Below are 18,339 nucleotides of genomic sequence, written 5' to 3'. Positions count from 1 at the left end.
GATTCTGGGAGTTTCCATGACCAACGCTGCCACCCTGCCGGAAGGCGAAAAGATCCTCGTGGTCGATGACGACGCGCGCCTGCGCCGTCTGCTGGAACGCTTCCTCGATGAGCAGGGTTACCGTGTCCGCGCCGTCGAAAACACCGAGCAGATGGACCGCCTGCTGGCCCGCGAGCTGTTCCAGTTGGTGGTACTGGACCTGATGATGCCCGGCGAGGATGGCCTCTCCGCGTGCAAGCGACTGCGCGAGTCGAACAACCAGATCCCGATCATCATGCTCACCGCCAAGGGCGACGAGTCCAGCCGTATCTCCGGCCTTGAGCAGGGCGCCGACGACTACCTGGCCAAGCCCTTCAACCCGCGCGAGCTGCTGGCGCGGATCAAGGCCGTGCTGCGCCGCCAGGCGCCGCTGGTGCCGGGCGCGCCGGCGGGCGAGGACGAGATCGTCACCTTCGGCGACTACGAGCTGCACCTGGCCACCCGCGAGCTGAAGAAAGGCGAGGAAGTGCACATGCTCACCACCGGTGAGTTCGCCGTGCTCAAGGCCCTGGTCCAGCACGCGCGCGAACCGCTGACCCGCGACAAGCTGATGAACCTGGCTCGCGGCCGCGAGTGGGATGCCCTGGAGCGCTCCATCGATGTGCAGATTTCCCGTTTGCGCCGGCTGATCGAGCCCGATCCGTCGAAGCCGCGCTACATCCAGACCGTCTGGGGCGTGGGTTACGTATTCGTGCCGGACGGCGCCGCCCGCAAGTGATTGACCCCGCCGGGGCGAAGCCCTTCGCCCCGGCCGTTCGTGTTCCTCTGGTAACGCCCTCTTGAAGACACCCCTCTGGTTCCCGCAAAGCTTCTTCGCCCGCACCCTCTGGCTGGTGCTCATCGTCGTGCTGTTCTCCAAGGCGCTGACCCTGGTCTACCTGCTGATGAACGAAGACATGCTGGTCGACCGCCAGTACAGCCATGGCGCGGCGCTGACCGTGCGCGCCTACTGGGCGGCGGACGAGAAGTCGCGCGAGGCCATCGCCCAGTCCGCCGGATTGAAGTGGGCGCCCCACGAACAGGGGCAGCCGGAGGAAGTGCACTGGCCGTACACGGAAATCTTCCAGCGGCAGATGCGCATGGAGCTGGGCATCGATACCGAGACCCGCCTGCGTATTCACCATCCATCGATGCTCTGGGTCCGCGCACCAACCCTGGGTGACGGCTGGATCGGCGTACCACTCTACCCGCACCCGCTGCGCGGCCAGCAGATCTGGAGCGTGCTGGGCTGGTTCCTCGGCATCGGCCTGCTGTCCACCGCTGCCGCCTGGATCTTCGTGCGCCTGCTCAGCCAGCCTTTGAAGCGCCTGGTCTTCGCCTCCCGCGAGTTCGGCAAGGGGCGCAGCGTGCGCCTGCCGCTGGGGCCGGAAACGCCCAGCGAGATGGCCGAGGTGTACCGCGCGTTCAACCAGATGGCCGACGACGTCGAGCAGGCCGGTCGCGAGCGCGAGCTCATGCTGGCGGGGGTTTCCCACGACCTGCGCACGCCGCTGACGCGCCTGCGCCTGTCACTGGAACTGATGCCCGACAGCGACCGCGAGATGGTCGAGGACATGGTCCGCGACATCGAGGACATGGATGCCATCCTCGACCAGTTCCTCGCTTTCATCCGCGATGGTCGCGACGAGTCGGTGGAAGAGGGCGACCTCGCCGATCTGATCCGCGAGGTGGCCGACGCCTTCAACCAGAGCGGCAACCGCGTGCGCCTGTGCCTGGAGACGCTGCCGCTGTTCCGCTTCCGCCGGGTGTCGATCAAGCGCCTGCTCGGCAACCTGATCGAGAACGGCCTGAACCACGGCGGCGGCAAGGTCGAAGTGGCGGCCCACGTGGCCGGTGGTGGCGGCGCGCCCTATGTGGTGCTCAGCGTGCTGGACCGCGGTGCGGGCGTCGATCCGCAGGAGCTGGAGAACATCTTCAATCCCTTCTTCCGCGGCGACAAAGCACGCGGCGGCAAGGGCACCGGCCTCGGGCTGGCCATCGTCAAGCGCATCGCCGAACAGCACGGCGGCAGCATCGAGCTGCGCAACCGCGAGGGCGGTGGCGTGGAAGCGCGCGTCTGCCTGCCGTTGGGGTTGCTGCTGCCGCGCGACGCGCACTAAGAGCCTGCTTACGATCTGCTGCGCGTCGGCATAACTGCGTTGAGGCCAGCCGAGAAGTGCTCATTGACTACAGTCAACTCCGCTTTCTCAGCTGCCCTCGCCTTGTTCTGCTCTAGCTCGCGAGATCGTAAACAGACTCTAATCCCAGCGCAGGGATTTGCCTTCGAGAACCGCCCGGCGCCCATAGGGCCAGGCGCGGTTGTGCGCGCCGTGGCCGCTGGGCAGGCCGTGGTAGAGCGGCACGCCCAGTTGCGCGGCGTACTCGGCAAAGATTTCTTCCAGGCTGTGGGCCACGCCCTTGCGCGGGCAATCGGTGAAGGTGCCGAGGCAGATCGCGCCCAGGCGTGCGCCGTCCAGGCTGTTCAGTAGCTGCCAGAGGCTGCGCTCGAGGCGGTAGTAGGGCTCGCCGACGTCCTCGAGGATCAGGATCGCGCCGTCCGGCACATACAGCGCACCTGCTGTGCCAGCCATGCAGGCCAGCGCGGTGAGGTTGCCGCCGATCAGTTCACCTTCCACAGCCGCCTTCGGCCCCGCCAGATGCTGCACCGCCAGCTTGCCGGGGCCGCCGGCCAGAACGTGGCTGACCGAGGCCAGCGAAGCCAGGCGTTCACGTTGCTCGCTGGGTGCGCTCAGCGGCTGCAGACCGAGGCCGGTGGCGACCATGCCATGGATCGCCGGCAGGCCCTGGCGGTGGAAGGCGCTGAGCAGGATGGAGATGTCCGAGAAGCCGATCAGCGGGCGCGGCGAGGCGGCCTTGAGGCGCTGCCAGTCCAGCTGCGGGATGAGTTGTCCACAGCCGTAGCCACCACGCAGGCACCAGACGGCGCTGACGTCTTCCCGCTCGAAGGCGGCGTGGAAGTCTTCCAGGCGTTGCTCCGGCGTGCCGGCCAGGTAGCGGTAGCGGGCGTCGGCGTGCTCGCCCAGGTGATAGTCGATGCCTTGTACTTCCAACTGGCGCAGGGTGGCTTCGAGTACCTCTTCGGCAATCGCCGAGGCCGGCGCGACCAGCGCGACGCGGCCTTCGATGGGCGACCAGGTGAGTTCGGCGTGGGGGCGGGGAGCGGGCATGAGTACATCCGACAACGGTGGAAAGGACCTGTAGGAGCGAGCTTGCTCGTGAAGGGTTCAATGGGGCAACGATGGACAGCGTGCTTTCTGCTGGTATGGGTGCCGCGATTGCCCTCACCCCAGCCCTCTCCCGGAGGGAGAGGGCGCCGTCCGTGCCGGCTGATGATGCGATTTCAGCCTGTACCGATCAGTCCCCTCTCCCTTTGGGAGAGGGTTAGGGTGAGGGGGAGCCCCGCGCGATGCTTAAGGGGGACTCATGAGAGTTTGTTCCTGAGACCCCTGTGGCGACTACGTGCTTCTCCGTGACCGCTGCCAAGCCACCCGTGGCCTGGCGTTCGCCGGTGCAACGCATGCGTCGCGAAAAAAGCCCTGGCTCACCCCTTGCCTTTGGTCCGCGCCAGATGCGGCCCGCCATTCTTCTCCAGGTACTCGATGATCACCCCGGCGATGTCCTTGCCGGTGGTGGTCTCGATGCCTTCCAGGCCCGGCGAGGAATTCACCTCCATCACCAGCGGGCCATGGTTGGAGCGCAGGATGTCGACGCCGGCGACGTGCAGGCCCATCACCTTGGCGGCGCGGATGGCGGTCATGCGCTCCTCCGGGGTGATCTTGATCAGGCTGGCGCTGCCGCCACGGTGCAGGTTGGAGCGGAACTCGCCGGCCGCGGCCTGGCGCTTCATCGAGGCGATCACCTTGTCGCCGACCACGAAGCAGCGGATGTCGGCGCCGCCGGCTTCCTTGATGTACTCCTGCACCATGATGTTGTGCTTGAGCCCCATGAAGGCCTCCAGCACGGATTCGGCGGCCTTCTCCGTCTCGCAGAGGACCACGCCGATGCCCTGGGTGCCTTCCAGTAGCTTGATCACCAGCGGCGCGCCTCCGACCATTTCGATCAGGTCCGGCACGTCATCGGGGGAGTGGGCGAAACCGGTCACCGGCAGGCCGATGCCCTTGCGCGACAGCAGCTGCAGCGAACGCAGCTTGTCGCGGGAACGGGCGATGGCCACCGACTCGTTGAGCGGGAAGACCCCCATCATCTCGAACTGGCGCAGCACGGCGCAGCCATAGAAGGTCACCGAGGCGCCGATGCGCGGGATCACCGCGTCGAAACCTTCCAGCGGCTTGCCGCGGTAGTGGATCTGCGGCTTGTGGCTGGCGATGTTCATGTAGGCGCGGAGGGTGTCGATCACCACCATCTCGTGGCCGCGTTGCTGCCCGGCCTCTACCAGCCGACGGGTGGAATACAGGCGCGGATTGCGCGACAGCACAGCAATTTTCATTGATCACCTGGAAGGGTGGCGGGAACCATGATGAGGGGTTTGTCTTGCACGTAGGTGAGGCCCGGGTTGACCACCAGCTGGCCCTGTACGAGAGCCTTGGAGCCTAGCAGCACGCGGTAGCGCATGGTCTTGCGGCAGGCCAGGGTGAATTCCACCGACCAGGCGCGGTCGCCCAGCGCCAGCAGGGTACGGATCACGTAGCGGGTCTGGGCCTGGCCGTTGGAGCTCTTGATGGTCTTCATCGTCACCACCGGCGCCTCGCAGCGATGGCGGCGCTGCACCTGGGTGCCCAAGTGGGCGACGAAGCGCACCCAGCTCTGCCCGTCGCGCTCGAAAGGCACGATGTCGCTGGCATGCAGGCTGGAGGTGCTGGCGCCGGTGTCGATCTTCGCGCGCAGGCCGACCATGCCCAGTTCGGGCAGGGCGATCCATTCGCGCAGACCAATTACCGACAGCTGGTCGAAAGTCTTCAAGGCTGGTGTCCCCGGCGTTTGCCGGCATTCTAGTCAGGCCGCTTGTGCCCCGCCAGCGGGGCGCGGGGTACACTCTCAGACCCGCATGACGAGGTTGTGAAGTGAGCGAAAAAGACGACGACAAGGTCCGCCTGGACAAGTGGCTGTGGGCGGCGCGCTTCTACAAGACCCGCTCCCTGGCCAAGGAAGCCATCGACGGTGGCAAGGTGCATTGCCGGGGTGAGCGCTGCAAGCCGGGCAAGGAGCCGAAGGTCGGCGAGGAGTACGTGATCCGCACCGGCTTCGACGAGCGCACCGTGGTGGTGAAAGCGTTGTCCATGGTGCGCCGTGGCGCGCCCGAGGCACAGTTGCTCTATGAAGAGACCGCGGACAGCGTGAAACGCCGCGAGGACGCTTCGGCCATGCGCAAGGCCGGCGCGCTGGGCGTGCAGACCGACGGGCGGCCGACCAAGAAGCAGCGACGCCAGTTGTTCAGCTTCCGCGATCAGGAATGATCGACCGGCGAGGGCGACGGGCGCCTCGCCGGGAGCAGGTAGCCGTCAGCCCGCGACGACGCTCAGGCGATTGACCAGTGGGATTCTCGCGGCCAGGCGGAACAGCGGGTCGGTCCAGCGCACCAGGGCGGCGCTGCCCTTGGCGGCGAAGGGGGTGAAGCAGCTCCAGGCCAGGGCCACCAGCGCCATCTGCACGCCGCCGATGTAGTCGTCCTGGCCCCAGTGCGCGCCGGCCACCAGGCGCGGCAGCATGAACAGCAGCGCCAGACCCCAGATCACCACCCACTGCAGGGCGTTGCGGGCGAACAGGGTGAGGAACAGCGCCCAGATCAGCAGCACCGAGGCGTGGTCGCCGGGGAAGCTGCGGGCGGACTCGTCCTTCACCTCGAAGGGGGTGTCTTCCCATTGCGGGAAGAAGTGTTCCAGGCGTACGGCATCCGGCGCGATGCTGGAAATGCTCGCGTGCTGCCAGCCCAGCTTGTGGGCGACCTTGGCGTAGAGGATGCGCACGACCACCAGCACGACGGCCGCGCATAGAAAGCCGAAGGTCGCTGCGCGGACCTGGGTGGCCTTGAAGATCCAGTCGCCGCGGATCATCAGCAGCAGCAGGATCACCCCGACCAGCAGGTCGAACGGCCGGGTGCTCGCCACGGCCCAGGTCAGGCGCCAGGCTTCGTTGGTCGCCAGCGGCTGGTTGAGCAGGCTGAACAGGCTGAAATCGAACAGGTCCATCGCGCTGCGAGCGGGCTCCCAGAGCCACAGCAGGAGCAGGACGACCGCCATCAGGTGACAGGCGATGAAGGGCTTCCAGGACCAGGTGGCTTGGAACGGCGTGGTTTTGTCCATAAAATCGATACCCCCTTACGGACCCCCCCGAGTATGGGTGGGTGCTGCAAAGCGCGCTTTATAGGCCTTTGCCATCAACTTGTCATTTATTTGTGCCTATCGCAGCGTTGTGCCAAGCATGTCCCAGATCGATCAAAGTCAGCGTTTCCTGTTCGACAACACCGATGTCCGTGGTGAGCTGGTAGAGCTCGACCGCAGCTTCGCCGAAGTGCTGGCCAAGCACCCCTACCCGCAGCCGGTCGCCCAGTTGCTGGGAGAAATGCTGGCCGCCGCCGCGCTGCTCTGCGGCACCCTGAAGTTCGATGGCCTGCTGGTGCTGCAGGCGCGCTCCAGCGGTGCCGTGCCGCTGCTGATGGTGGAGTGCTCCAGCAACCGCGAAGTGCGCGGCCTGGCCCGCTACGACGCGGACGCCATCGGCGATACCGCCGGTCTGCCGGAGCTGATGCCGGAGGGCGTACTGACCCTCACCGTCGATCCGAAGAACGGCAAGCGCTACCAGGGCATCGTGCCGCTGGAAGGCGCGACCCTGGCGGACTGCCTGTCGACCTACTTCGCCACCTCCGAGCAACTGCCGACCCGTTTCTGGCTGAACGCCGACAGCCGCCGCGCCCGTGGCCTGCTGCTGCAGCAACTGCCGGCCGACCGCCAGCGCGACGCCGAGTCGCGGGAAGCCAGCTGGCAGCACGTCAGCACCCTGGCCGATACCCTCACCGCCGAGGAGCTGCTGGGCCTGGACAACGCCACCGTGCTGCACCGCCTGTACCACGAGGACGACGTGCGCCTGTTCGAGCCGCAGCCGCTGGTGTTCCGCTGCAGCTGCTCGCGGGAACGCTCGGCCAACGCGCTGGTCAGTCTTGGGCAGGAAGACGCCGAGCGGCTGCTGGCCGAGGAGGATGGCGAGATCGTCATCGACTGCCAGTTCTGCAACCAGCGCTACCAGTTCGACGGTTCGGACGTTGCCCAGCTGTTCTCGGGCGGCGGTAGCCAGACGCCGTCAGAAACCCGCCATTGACCGCATCGAATTGTCCGATAGCCGAACCAATGGCGCTCTCGCCAGATCAGAGGCTGCACGAGAACAGTTCTTTTCTGGCATAATCCCGCGACTTTTTTCCGCGGTAGTGGGAATCAGAAGTCACTACGCAATGTTTGGAGGACTCGGCTTCGGCCGACGGGGACCCACATGACGCAAGCCAATAAAGCCGTTTACACCGATATCAGCGTTGCCCAACTGGTGGAAGAAGCCATTCGCCGCGGCGAAGGCGAACTCGCCGACAACGGCTCGCTCGTGGTGAAAACCGGCCACCGCACCGGCCGCTCGCCTGCCGACCGTTTCATCGTCGAAGAGCCGGGCAGCAAGGATTCCATCGCATGGGGCGCCATCAACCGTCCGTTCCCGGCCGACAAGTTCGATGCCCTGTGGGACCGTGTCCAGGCCTTCAATGACGCCCAGGACCATTTCGTTTCCCACGTCCATGTAGGGTCTGCCCACGACCACTACCTGGCCGTGAAGATGACCACCGCTACCGCCTGGCAGAACCTGTTCGGCCGCGCGCTGTTCATCGAGCCCGAGCAGTACAACCCGGCCGGCCGCGAAGAGTGGCAGGTTCTCAACGTTGCCAACTTCGAGTGCGTGCCCGAGCGTGACGGCACCAACTCCGATGGCTGCGTGATCCTCAACTTCGCCCAGAAGAAGGTGCTGATCGCCGGTATGCGTTACGCCGGTGAAATGAAGAAGGCCATGTTCGGCGTGCAGAACTACCTGCTGCCGGAAAAAGACGTGCTGCCGATGCACTGCGCCGCCAACATCGGTGAAGCGGGCGATGTGACCCTGTTCTTCGGTCTGTCGGGCACCGGCAAGACCACCCTGTCCGCCGACGAAAGCCGCTACCTGATCGGCGACGACGAGCACGGCTGGGGCGAAGGCGTTGTCTTCAACATCGAAGGCGGTTGCTATGCCAAGTGCATCGACCTGTCCGAGAAGAACGAGCCGGTCATCTGGAAAGCCATCAAGTTCGGCGCCGTGCTGGAAAACGTCGTCCTCGACGAAAACCGCACCCCGGACTACGCCGATGACAGCCTGACCCAGAACTCCCGCGCGGCCTATCCGCTGGAAAACGTCGAGAAGCGTTCCGAGCAGAACCTCGGCGGCGAGCCGAACGCCGTGATCTTCCTGACCTGCGACCTGACCGGCGTACTGCCGCCGGTGTCGATCCTGAATAACGAGCAGGCGGCCTACCACTTCCTGTCCGGCTACACCGCGCTGGTCGGTTCCACCGAAATGGGCTCGGGCGGCGGCATCAAGTCGACCTTCTCCACCTGCTTCGGCGCACCGTTCTTCCCGCGTCCGGCCGGCGTCTACGCCGAACTGCTGATCAAGCGCATCAAGGCCTTCGGCTCCAAGGTCTACCTGGTCAACACCGGCTGGACCGGTGGTGGCTACGGCGTCGGCAAGCGTTTCAACATCCCGACCACCCGTGGCGTGATCGCCGCCATCCAGAGCGGTGCTCTGATCGGCGCCGAGACCGAGCACCTGGACATCATCAACCTGGACGTGCCCAAGGCCGTTCCGGGCGTCGACACCGTCCTGCTCAACCCGCGCAACACCTGGGAAGACAAGGCAGCCTACGACGAAGCCGCCAAGGGCCTGGCCACCAAGTTCATCGACAACTTCCAGAAGTTCGACGTGAGCGACGCCATCAAGAACGCCGGCCCGCAGCTGTAAGCGAGCCCGTTCTGGAAAGAGCCGCCTTCGGGCGGCTTTTTCATTTCTCGGCCCGACGCCGGAATCCCCCTGTAGGAGCGGGCCGTTCTTTTTGGAAGGGAACTGTGGGCGCGATCGCGCGCACGGCGCGCTCCTACAAAAACGCCGGCTTCGGCGTATGGTGAACGGCCTCGATCGACTCGCTGGTAAGCGCTCTCCTACAAAAGCGGTTCCTAGGCTGGGTGGACGCCCATGAAAGGAGTTATCCCCATGCACGACACCCTCGAACGCGTCTTCGGCTTCCGCCAATTCCGCCCCGGCCAGGAGACGGCGGTCAGCGCGGTGCTGGCCGGGCGCTCGGCGGCGGCGATCTTCCCCACCGGCTCGGGCAAGTCGCTGTGCTACCAGTTGCCGGCGCTGCTGCTGCCGCACCTGACCCTGGTGGTCTCGCCACTGCTGGCGCTGATGCAGGACCAGCTCGCCTTCCTCGCCCGCCACGGCATCGCCGCCGCCAGCATCGATTCGGCGCAGAGCCGCGAGCAGACCGCGCAGACCATGGCCCGCGCGCGCAGCGGCGAGCTGAAGGTGCTGATGATCTCGGTGGAGCGCCTGAAGAACGAGCGCTTCCGCAACTTCATCAGCGAGGTGCCGATTTCCCTGCTGGTGGTGGACGAGGCGCACTGCATTTCCGAATGGGGCCACAACTTCCGCCCCGACTACCTGAAGCTGCCGGACTACCAGAAGCAGTTCCGCATTCCCCAGGTGTTGCTGCTCACCGCCACCGCGACGCCGGCGGTGATCGCCGACATGCGCGCCAAGTTCGCCATCGCCGAGGTTGATGTGGTCACCACCGGCTTCTATCGCGCCAACCTCGACCTGCAGGTGGAGCCGGTGGCCAGCGCCGCCCGTCGCGCGCGGCTGGTGCACTGGCTGGGCGAGCGCGCCGGGCAGCCAGCCATCGTCTATGTCACCCAGCAGAAGACCGCCGAGGAAGTTGCGGCACACCTGGCCGAGCGCGGTATTCCCGCCTGTGCCTACCACGCCGGGATGGAGCACCCGGAGCGCGAGGGTATCCAGCGCCGCTTCATGGAAGGGCGGCTGAACTGCATCGTCGCCACCATCGCCTTCGGCATGGGCATCGACAAGAGCAACATCCGCCAGGTGGTGCATTACGACCTGCCCAAGTCGCTGGAGAACTACAGCCAGGAGATCGGCCGCGCCGGGCGCGACGGCCAGCACTCGGAGTGCCTGGTGCTGGCCAACCGCGACAGCCTCAACGTGCTGGAGAACTTCGTCTACGGCGACACGCCCGAGCGCGAGGGCATTCGCCATGTGCTGGAAGAGATTCGCCAGGCGGCTGGAGATCAGGGGGGCGGCCAGTGGGAAACCATGCTGGTGCCGCTGTCGGACCAGTCCAACATCCGTCAGCTGCCGTTGAAGACGCTGCTGGTGCAGCTGGAGCTGCGCGGCATCATCGCCCCGCGTTTCGCCTACTTCGCCGAATATCGCTACAAACTGAACATCGATTCCGCCGAGCTGCTGAGTCATTTCGAAGGCGAGCGCCGGCAGTTCGTCGACGCCATCCTCACCACCTCGGCGCGGGCCAGGACTTGGGCGACCCTGGATTTCGACACCCTCTACAGCCGCCATGGCGCCGAGCGCGCGCGGGTGGTGAAGGCGCTGGACTATTTCCAGGAGCGCGGCTGGGTGGAGTTGGAGAGCAAGCAGATGACCGAGGTCTACTCGGTACGCGATGCTTCCTTCGCTGTGGATAACTTGAGTGAGGAACTGCATCGCTACTTCAAGCGCCACGAGGACAGCGAGATCGCCCGTATCGGCGCCATGCTCGAGCTGCTGGGCAGCTCGGAGTGCCTGAGCTGGCGCCTTGCCCAGTACTTCGGCGACCAGTACGCGCCGCGCCGCTGCGGGCACTGCTCGGTCTGCGCCGGCCGCATTGCCCGACTGCCGGAGCCACCCGCACTGCCACCGCTGGACGGCCAGTCACTGCAAAATCGCTGCGCCGCGTTTCTGGAAAAGTTCCGCAGCGCACGAGGTCTTGCGCCCAGCGCCGACTGCGTGACGCGCTTCCTCTGCGGCATCAGCGTGCCGGCCTTCACGCGCATGCGAGCCCGCACGCTGCCGGGCTACGCGACGCTGGAGGACTACCCCTACGCCCAGGTCCGTGACTGGGTTCAGGCGCAACTGTGACCGCCTGAAGACGCCGGCGCCACGCACGACTAAAGGTCGGCGTGATGCCGGCTGGGCTCCTTGTAGGGTGTGCAATGAGCATTCTCGCCTAGACTCTTCAGGGCGTTGCAGCAAGGAGCCCCGCGCATGTCCACCGAGCATCTGGATGTACTGATCATCGGCGCCGGCCTGTCCGGCATCGGCGCCGCCTGCCACCTGCAGAAGCAGTGCCCCGGCAAGTCCTACGCCATCCTCGAGGGCCGCGAGGCCATGGGCGGTACCTGGGACCTGTTCCGCTACCCGGGCATCCGCTCCGACTCGGACATGTACACCCTGGGCTACAACTTCAAGCCCTGGACCGACCCCAAGGCCATCGCCGACGGTCCGTCGATCCTCAGCTACATCCGCGAGACCGCCCGCGAGTACAGCGTCGAGGACAAGGTCCGCTACCGCCATCGCGTGCTCAAGGCCGACTGGGACAGCGCCAGCGCACGCTGGAACCTTGTCGTGCAGCGCGGCGACGAGGCGGAGCCGGTGCGCATGAGCGCGCAGTTCCTCTTCATGTGTACCGGCTACTACCGCTACGACGCCGGCTACACCCCGGAATTCGCCGGACGCGAGAGCTTCGCCGGGCAGGTCATCCATCCGCAGCTGTGGCCGGAGAGCTTCGATTACAGCGGCAAGCGCATCGTGGTGATCGGCAGCGGCGCCACCGCCGTCACGCTGGTTCCGTCGCTGACCGACAAGGCTGCCCACGTCACCATGCTGCAGCGCTCGCCGTCCTATGTGATCAACCTGCCGGCGAAGGACCCGATCTCCAACTTCCTGCGCAACTTCCTGCCGGAGAAGTGGGTGTACCGCCAGGCGCGTGCACGCAACGTGACCATGCAGATGATCTTCTTCATGGCCTCCAAGGCGTTTCCCGGCGCGGTGCGCAAGCTCATGCTGAAGCTGGCCAACCTGCAGCTGGGCAAGGATTTCGACATGCGCCACTTCAGTCCGCGCTACAAGCCGTGGGACGAGCGCGTGTGCTGCGTGCCCGATGGTGACCTGTTCAAGGCGCTGCGCCAGGGCCGTGCTTCGGTGGTCACCGACCATATCGAGCGCTTCTGCGAGAAGGGCATCCTGCTCAAGTCCGGTCAGGTGCTGGAGGCGGACGTGATCGTCACCGCTACCGGGCTGGACCTGGTGATGTTCGGCGGCGCCGAGCTGGCCATCGACGGCAAGCCCTTCGACGTCACCCAGAGCATGGGCTACCGCGGCATCATGCTGCGCGACCTGCCCAACCTCGCCGCCATCGTCGGCTACACCAACGCCAGCTGGACGCTCAAGGCCGACCTTTCCAGCGAGTACTTCTGCCGCCTGATCAACCACCTCGATGCCGTCGGCATGCGCCAGTGCACGCCGCGCCAGACTGATGGGTCGGTGAAGGAAGAACCCTTCCTCAACCTCAACTCCGGCTACATCCAGCGTGCCGCCGACCGCATGCCCAAGCAGGGCGACCGCACGCCGTGGAAGCTCTACCAGAACTACGCGCTGGACCTCGCCCTGCTGCGCTACGGCAAGGTCGAGGATGGTTACCTGGCCTTCACCTCGCCCAGGCAGCGTCAGGCCGCGGCGGCACCGGTGGAAGCGCTGGAGAGCTGATCCCCTGCGGGCACTTGCTCGGTCCGGAGAGTGCCCGCGTCGTTTGATCTATCAACGCTTCGGATGGACATTATCGATACGCCGTTCTGCAACGGGGCAGCCTCTCGGCTTACCATGCGCGCCATTCCCGCCCGTGCCAGCCAGAGGATTTTCCATGCTGATCGAAGACGCCATCCGCAGCCGCCGTTCCATTCGTGGTTTCGACACTTCCTATGTGATGACCCGCGAGGAGAAGGACGACCTGCTGCAACAGGCGCTGCTCGCTCCCACCTCGTTCAACCTGCAGCACGTGCGCCTGGTGGAAGTCAGCGACCCGCAGCTGCGCGCGCAGATTCGCGCAGCCGGCTGGGACCAGGTGCAGATGACCGACGCCTCGATGCTGGTGATCGTCTGCGCGCAGGTCGACAGCTGGGAGAAGAACGCCGAGCGCGTGTGGGACGGCGCCCCGGTCGAAGTGAAGAACTACATGGTTGGCGCCATCGACGGCTACTACCGTGACAAGCCGCAGACCCAGCGCGACGAAGCCATGCGCAGCAGCGGCCTGGTGGCCCAGACCCTGATGCTCGCCGCCCGTGGCCGTGGCCTGGACAGCGTGCCGATGGTCGGTTTCGACTTCGACGCCGTGGGCAAGCTGATCAACCTGCCGGCCAGCCACGCCATCGGCCTGATGATCGCCGTAGGCAAGCAGGCGGTTGAAGCCCGGCCGCGCATCGGCCGCCTGCCGCTGGAAGAGACGATCGTTCGCGATCGTTTCTGATCCCGACGAAACGCGCCTCCGGGCGCGTTTTTGTTTACGCAGGCGTGACTGTCTTTTCCTGGAATATCAGCGCTAGGGCGCTCCCCTCACCCCAGCCCTCTCCCTCAGGGAGAGGGGGCAGTCCGTCCCGGCTGACGCTGAGGTTTCATCCTGCACCGAACGGTCCCCTCTCCCGCTTGCGGGAGAGGGTTAGGGTGAGGGGCATTTGATCTTGTAGACCTCACTCCGGCGCGGACTCCACAATCCGCTCCACCAGCCACTGCAACGCCGTATCCCGCTCGCGCTGGGCGAGATAGACCAGCTCCAGGTGGAACTGCCCGACGTCGAACGGCAACTCCAGCACCTGCAACGGCAGCAGCCGGGCGAAATACGCCGCCAGTCGTGTCGGCAGCACCGTCAGCAAATCCGTGGTCGCCACGAGATGCGCCGCCTGCAGGTAGTTGGGCGTGGTGTAGGCAATCTGCCGTTTCAGCCCCTGGCTGGCCAGCCACTGATCGACCATGCCTTTGGTCTGCCCGCCGGACACCCACAGGTGCCGCTGGCCGAGGAAGGTCGGCAGATCGATCCCGCCATCGACCTGCGGATGCCCGCGCCGGGCCAACAGGCGCAGCGTTTCACTCGCCCACGGGCGGCGCTGGAAGCGCGCCGGCAGCTCCTCGAAGCGCCCCAGCACCAGGTCCAGGTTGCCCTTGTCCAGTGCGTCGGCGGGCAGCGTCGGTGTCAGGTGCTGGATGCTCAGGCCCATGCCTGGCGCCGCACTGCCCAGACTTTCGAGCAGGTGCGGCATGCACTGCGCTTCCACATAGTCGGTCAGCGCCAGGGTGAAGCGCTGGCGACTGCGCGCCGGGTCGAAGGTGTCGCCGCCGGCCAGGCTCTGGCCGATGCGTTGCAGGGCATCGCGGATCGGCGCTTCCAGCTCCAGCGCCCGAGGCGTCGGCTGCATCGCCCGGCCCACGCGCACCAGCAGCGGGTCATCGAGCAGCTCGCGCAGACGGTTCAGCGCGTTGCTCACCGCCGGCTGGCTCAGCGACAGGCGCTCCGCCGCGCGCGAGACGTTTCGCTCGCGCAGCAGCGCATCCAGCACCCGCAGCAGGTTGAGGTCGAAGGTGGTCATATTCATTGGCTGAATTCCACTTATCACAACTCAAAATTTCAAAAATAGTACCGCCTTCCCTAAGGTGAGTGGTCTTCAAACGAGCGTTTCAGGCTGACAAGAGGAACAACATGAGCCAGAACATCCGCATCGCCAGCGCCGCCGTCATCGGCGCCGGCACCATGGGCCGGGGCATTGCCATGTGCCTGGCGAACGCCGGCGTGCAGGTCCTGTGGCTGGACAACAACCCGCAGATGCTCACCCAGGCCCTTGGCGCCGTGGCGGACACCTACGCCCACAACGTGCGCCAGGGCCGCATCGACGAGGCCGAAGCGGCCCGTCGCCGCGCGCGCATCTCCCAGGCGGCGAACTACGCGGCGATCCGCGAGGTGGACCTGGTGATCGAGGCGGTGTACGAGAACCTGGAGCTCAAGCAGTCGATCTTCCGCGAGCTGGACGCGGCGCTGAAACCCTCGGCCATCCTGGCGTCCAACACTTCCTACCTGGACGTCGACGCCATCGCCGCAGTGACCTCGCGGCCGTCTCAGGTGCTCGGCCTGCACTTCTTCAGCCCGGCGCACATCATGAAGCTGCTGGAGATCGTGCGCGGCGCGAAGACCGCTCCTGCGGTGCTCGAAGCGGCGCTTGAGCTGGGCGAGCGCATGGGCAAGGTCAGCGTGGTCGCCGGCAACTGCCACGGTTTCATCGGCAACCGCATGCTGGAGAAGTACGTCCAGGAATCGCGCCGGCTGATCCTCGAAGGTTCGCTGCCGCATCAGGTGGACGCGGCGATCCAGGGTTTCGGCTTCGCCATGGGGCCGTTCCGCATGTTCGACGTGGTCGGCATCGACCTCGAATGGCGCGCCCGCGAGCTGGCCGGCAAGGGTCAGGATGCGCCGACCGTGCAGGTGGACAACCGCCTGTGCGAGATGGGCCGCTTCGGCCAGAAGTCCGGCAACGGCTTCTACCACTACGAGCCGGGCAGCCGCCAGGCTGAGCACGACCCGGAAGTGGACGCACTGGTGCTGCGCGAGTCCGAGCGCCTGGGCTACCAGCGCCGCGATATCGGCGCCGAGGAAATCCTCGAGCGCTGCCTGCTGGCGCTGGTCAACGAAGGCGCGAAGATCCTCGACGAAGGCATCGCCTCCACCAGCGCCGATATCGACACCGTTTACCTCAATGGTTATGGCTTCCCCAAGGACAAGTCCGGCCCAATGGCCTGGGCTGACAGTCAGGGCCTGCAGAGCGTGCTGGCGCGCCTGCGTGACCTGGCCGGCGCGCACGGCGCGCACTGGCAGCCGGCCGCGCTGATCGAGCGCCTGGCCGCCGCCAATGGCCGCTTCGCCGACGTGAAACAGGAGCACTGAACATGAGTTACCAGGCACCCCTGCGCGACATGCGCTTCGTCCTTCACGAGCTGTTCGACGTCAGCGCCCATTGCGAGCAACTGGGCAACGGCCTCGACCGCGAGCTGATCGACGGCGTGCTGGAAGAAGGCGCGCGCTACACCGGCGAAGTGGTCGCCCCGCTGAACCGCAACAGCGACGAGCAGGGCGCGACTCTGCTGAACGGCGAAGTCACCACGCCCGACGGCTTCCGCGAGGCCTACCAGCAATACTGCGACAATGGCTGGGCGAGCATGACCGGGCCGACCGAGTTCGGCGGCCAGGGCTTCCCGCAGATGGTCGCGGCCAGCTTCCACGAGATGCTGATGGCCGCCTCGCTGTCGTTCCGCGTCTATTCCGGTCTCACCGAAGGCGCGGTGCTGGCGCTGTACAAGCACGGCGCGCCGGAACTGCAGCGCGACTACCTGGCGAAGATGGTCAGCGGCGTGTGGAGCGGCACCATGTGCCTCACCGAGCCCCAGGCCGGTACCGACCTGGCCCTGCTGCGCACCCGCGCCGAACCTCGGGCCGACGGCAGCTATAGCGTCAGCGGCAGCAAGATCTTCATTAGCGGCGGTGAGCAGGACCTCTCCGAGAATATCGTCCACCTGGTGCTCGCGCGCCTGCCGGATGCGCCGGCCGGGGTGAAGGGCATCAGCCTGTTGCTGGTGCCCAAGTTCATCGCCAACGCCGACGGCACGGCGGGCGCGCGCAACTCCCTGAGCTGCGGCGCCATCGAGCACAAGATGGGCATCAAGGGCGCCTCCACCTGCGTGATGAATTTCGACGGTGCCACCGGCTGGCTGATCGGCCAGGCCAACCAGGGCCTGGCGTGCATGTTCACCATGATGAACGACGCGCGCTTCCAGGTCGGCCTGCAGGGCCTGGGCATCGCCGAGCGCTCCTGCCAGGGCGCGTTGGCGTATGCTCGCGAGCGCCTGCAATCGCGTGCGCTGACCGGTGCGGCCGAGCCCAGCAAGGCGGCCGACCCGATCATCGTCCACCCGGACGTGCGGCGCATGCTGCTGACCCAGAAGACCCTCACCGAGGGTTGCCGGATGATTTCCGCGCTCTGCGCCCGCGAGCTGGACCTGGAACACGGCCACCCCGAGGCGGGCGGCCGCAAGGCCGCGAGCAAGCGCGCGGCGCTGCTGATCCCTATCGTGAAGTCGTTCTTCACCGACGTCGGCCAGGAGGTTTCCAGCCTCGGCGTGCAGGTCTACGGCGGCCACGGCTACATCCGCGAATGGGGCATGGAACAGCTGATGCGCGACAGCCGCATCACCCAGATCTACGAAGGCACCAACGGCATCCAGGCGCTCGACCTGATCCGCCGCAAGCTGCTGGGCGACGGCGGCACGGAACTGAACGCGCTGATCGGCGAACTGGCGGCCACCTGCGAAACCGTCGGCGCGCGCACTGAACTGGCTGGCCTGGCGGAAACCGTCCGGCAACGCCTGCTGGAGTGGCGCAGCCTCACCAGCGAAGTGATCGCCGCCTGCCAGCGCGACCCGCAGGAAATCGGCGCCACCTCGGTGGACTTCCTGCAGTACTGCTCCTACGTGCTGCTCGGTGGCCTGTGGCTACAGGCTGCCGGTGTGGCTCAGGCGAAGCTGGCGGCCGGCGAGGGCGACGCGGACTTCTACCGCGCCAAGCTCGCCAGCGCCGAGTTCTACGTCAGGCGCATCCTGCCGCGTGCCAGCATGCACCGCGAGGCCCTGCTGGGCGGCGCGGACTGCCTGATGGCGCTGGACGCGGAGCATTTCGCGTTCTGAGCCCAGGGCCCGAGGTTTTGCCGCGGGCCCGTCAACTGCCGCGCTCCTGGCCGCATTGCGCGCAAAAGCGCGCCTGGGGCGCGATAGCGGCGCCGCAGCCCTTGCAGGGCTTGGCCTGTAGCGACCCGCCGCAGTTGTGGCAGAAGCGACTGTCCTGAGGATTCTGTGTGCTGCACTTCGGGCAGGGCTGAGTGGGAAGCGTATTGGCTGTCGGCGCTGGCGCGGGCGCCGGCGGATAGCCCGGTGCGCCGTAACCGCCACCGTGCCCGCCATGACCGCCGCGGCCGTGGTGACCGCCCATCATCAAACGTTCGAGCCAACCCATGATGTACCTCCAGTTTCCCGTCGTGGGGTGGAGTCATTGGGCAGCCTGTAGTTGCTACAGGGTCAAGGCTTGGGAGTGTGAGCGGAGATTTCGCAAAAGAGCGCCCATGAAAAACGCCGCGCCGGGTGATCGGGGCGGCGATTTCTTTTGGTAGTTCGGAGCTGGGTGTT

Annotated in this window: 16 protein-coding genes; 10 read left to right on the top strand and 6 right to left on the bottom strand. The window is 66.2% G+C overall.

The window, feature by feature from the left end; genetic code table 11:
- Nucleotides 1-16 precede the first annotated feature (16 nt).
- The gene (gene ompR, locus IB275_RS28920) at nucleotides 17-757 is read left to right on the top strand and encodes an osmolarity response regulator transcription factor OmpR (RefSeq protein WP_192293405.1); all 741 of its coding nucleotides are present in this window, start codon (nucleotides 17-19) and stop codon (nucleotides 755-757) included.
- A gap of 61 nt (nucleotides 758-818) precedes the next feature.
- Nucleotides 819-2,138 carry an ATP-binding protein gene (locus IB275_RS28915; protein WP_081515287.1) on the top strand — a complete coding sequence of 440 codons (1,320 nt, stop codon included), beginning with the start codon at nucleotides 819-821 and terminating at the stop codon, nucleotides 2,136-2,138.
- Between the two features lie 138 nt (nucleotides 2,139-2,276).
- Here IB275_RS28915 and IB275_RS28910 read toward each other — a convergent pair whose 3' ends face one another.
- The 3 genes from IB275_RS28910 to rimB all read right to left on the bottom strand — a co-directional run bounded on the left by IB275_RS28910 (nucleotide 2,277) and on the right by rimB (nucleotide 4,959).
- Entirely contained in the window at nucleotides 2,277-3,206 is a 930-nt protein-coding gene (locus tag IB275_RS28910; protein WP_192293396.1) for a S66 peptidase family protein, read from the bottom strand.
- A 374-nt stretch (nucleotides 3,207-3,580) separates the two neighbouring features.
- Nucleotides 3,581-4,486, bottom strand: a complete 906-nt coding sequence (rimK, locus tag IB275_RS28905; protein WP_038803545.1) for a 30S ribosomal protein S6--L-glutamate ligase — start codon at nucleotides 4,484-4,486, stop codon at nucleotides 3,581-3,583.
- Nucleotides 4,483-4,959 carry a retropepsin-like aspartic endopeptidase RimB gene (rimB, locus tag IB275_RS28900; protein ID WP_138213779.1) on the bottom strand — a complete coding sequence of 159 codons (477 nt, stop codon included), beginning with the start codon at nucleotides 4,957-4,959 and terminating at the stop codon, nucleotides 4,483-4,485. Before rimB ends, rimK begins: the two co-directional genes overlap by 4 nt.
- A 101-nt stretch (nucleotides 4,960-5,060) precedes the next feature.
- Between rimB and IB275_RS28895 the strand changes: the two genes are divergently transcribed.
- Nucleotides 5,061-5,453, top strand: a complete 393-nt coding sequence (locus IB275_RS28895) for an RNA-binding S4 domain-containing protein (protein WP_045215645.1) — start codon at nucleotides 5,061-5,063, stop codon at nucleotides 5,451-5,453.
- 45 nt (nucleotides 5,454-5,498) lie between these two features.
- On the opposite strand, the gene IB275_RS28890 is transcribed toward IB275_RS28895, so the two are convergent.
- Entirely contained in the window at nucleotides 5,499-6,299 is an 801-nt protein-coding gene (locus IB275_RS28890) for a phosphatase PAP2 family protein (protein WP_192293394.1), read from the bottom strand.
- 118 nt (nucleotides 6,300-6,417) lie between these two features.
- Between IB275_RS28890 and hslO the strand changes: the two genes are divergently transcribed.
- The 5 genes from hslO (at nucleotide 6,418) to IB275_RS28865 (ending at nucleotide 13,591) form a co-directional block, all read left to right on the top strand.
- Nucleotides 6,418-7,311, top strand: coding sequence for an Hsp33 family molecular chaperone HslO (gene hslO, locus IB275_RS28885; RefSeq protein ID WP_138213783.1), 894 nt, complete (start codon nucleotides 6,418-6,420; stop codon nucleotides 7,309-7,311).
- 168 nt (nucleotides 7,312-7,479) lie between these two features.
- Nucleotides 7,480-9,021 (top strand): phosphoenolpyruvate carboxykinase, encoded by a 1,542-nt coding sequence (locus IB275_RS28880; RefSeq protein ID WP_081515293.1) that lies wholly within the window; start codon nucleotides 7,480-7,482, stop codon nucleotides 9,019-9,021.
- A gap of 249 nt (nucleotides 9,022-9,270) precedes the next feature.
- On the top strand, nucleotides 9,271-11,208 hold the full coding sequence (locus IB275_RS28875) for a RecQ family ATP-dependent DNA helicase (RefSeq protein WP_192293392.1): 1,938 nt from the start codon (nucleotides 9,271-9,273) through the stop codon (nucleotides 11,206-11,208).
- A gap of 126 nt (nucleotides 11,209-11,334) precedes the next feature.
- Nucleotides 11,335-12,834, top strand: coding sequence for a flavin-containing monooxygenase (locus tag IB275_RS28870; protein ID WP_192293390.1), 1,500 nt, complete (start codon nucleotides 11,335-11,337; stop codon nucleotides 12,832-12,834).
- 154 nt (nucleotides 12,835-12,988) lie between these two features.
- Entirely contained in the window at nucleotides 12,989-13,591 is a 603-nt protein-coding gene (locus tag IB275_RS28865) for a nitroreductase family protein (protein WP_192293388.1), read from the top strand.
- Nucleotides 13,592-13,811: 220 nt separating this feature from the next.
- On the opposite strand, the gene IB275_RS28860 is transcribed toward IB275_RS28865, so the two are convergent.
- Nucleotides 13,812-14,711 (bottom strand): LysR family transcriptional regulator, encoded by a 900-nt coding sequence (locus IB275_RS28860; RefSeq protein WP_192293386.1) that lies wholly within the window; start codon nucleotides 14,709-14,711, stop codon nucleotides 13,812-13,814.
- Between the two features lie 104 nt (nucleotides 14,712-14,815).
- Between IB275_RS28860 and IB275_RS28855 the strand changes: the two genes are divergently transcribed.
- Together IB275_RS28855 and IB275_RS28850 are read left to right on the top strand one after the other, a co-directional pair.
- On the top strand, nucleotides 14,816-16,051 hold the full coding sequence (locus tag IB275_RS28855) for a 3-hydroxyacyl-CoA dehydrogenase (protein ID WP_138213789.1): 1,236 nt from the start codon (nucleotides 14,816-14,818) through the stop codon (nucleotides 16,049-16,051).
- A 2-nt stretch (nucleotides 16,052-16,053) separates the two neighbouring features.
- Nucleotides 16,054-17,844: an acyl-CoA dehydrogenase C-terminal domain-containing protein gene (locus IB275_RS28850; RefSeq protein ID WP_192293384.1), complete on the top strand. Its 1,791-nt coding sequence runs from the start codon at nucleotides 16,054-16,056 to the stop codon at nucleotides 17,842-17,844.
- 31 nt (nucleotides 17,845-17,875) lie between these two features.
- Here IB275_RS28850 and IB275_RS28845 read toward each other — a convergent pair whose 3' ends face one another.
- Complete coding sequence (locus IB275_RS28845; protein WP_225607719.1) at nucleotides 17,876-18,145, bottom strand: double zinc ribbon domain-containing protein; 270 nt, start codon at nucleotides 18,143-18,145, stop codon at nucleotides 17,876-17,878.
- Nucleotides 18,146-18,339 lie beyond the last annotated feature (194 nt).

The organism is Pseudomonas sp. PDM21, from assembly GCF_014852505.2.
Taxonomy (GTDB): domain Bacteria; phylum Pseudomonadota; class Gammaproteobacteria; order Pseudomonadales; family Pseudomonadaceae; genus Pseudomonas.
The sequence above is the reverse complement of the archived record's forward strand: the minus strand, read 5'-3'. Positions and strand labels throughout refer to the sequence as shown.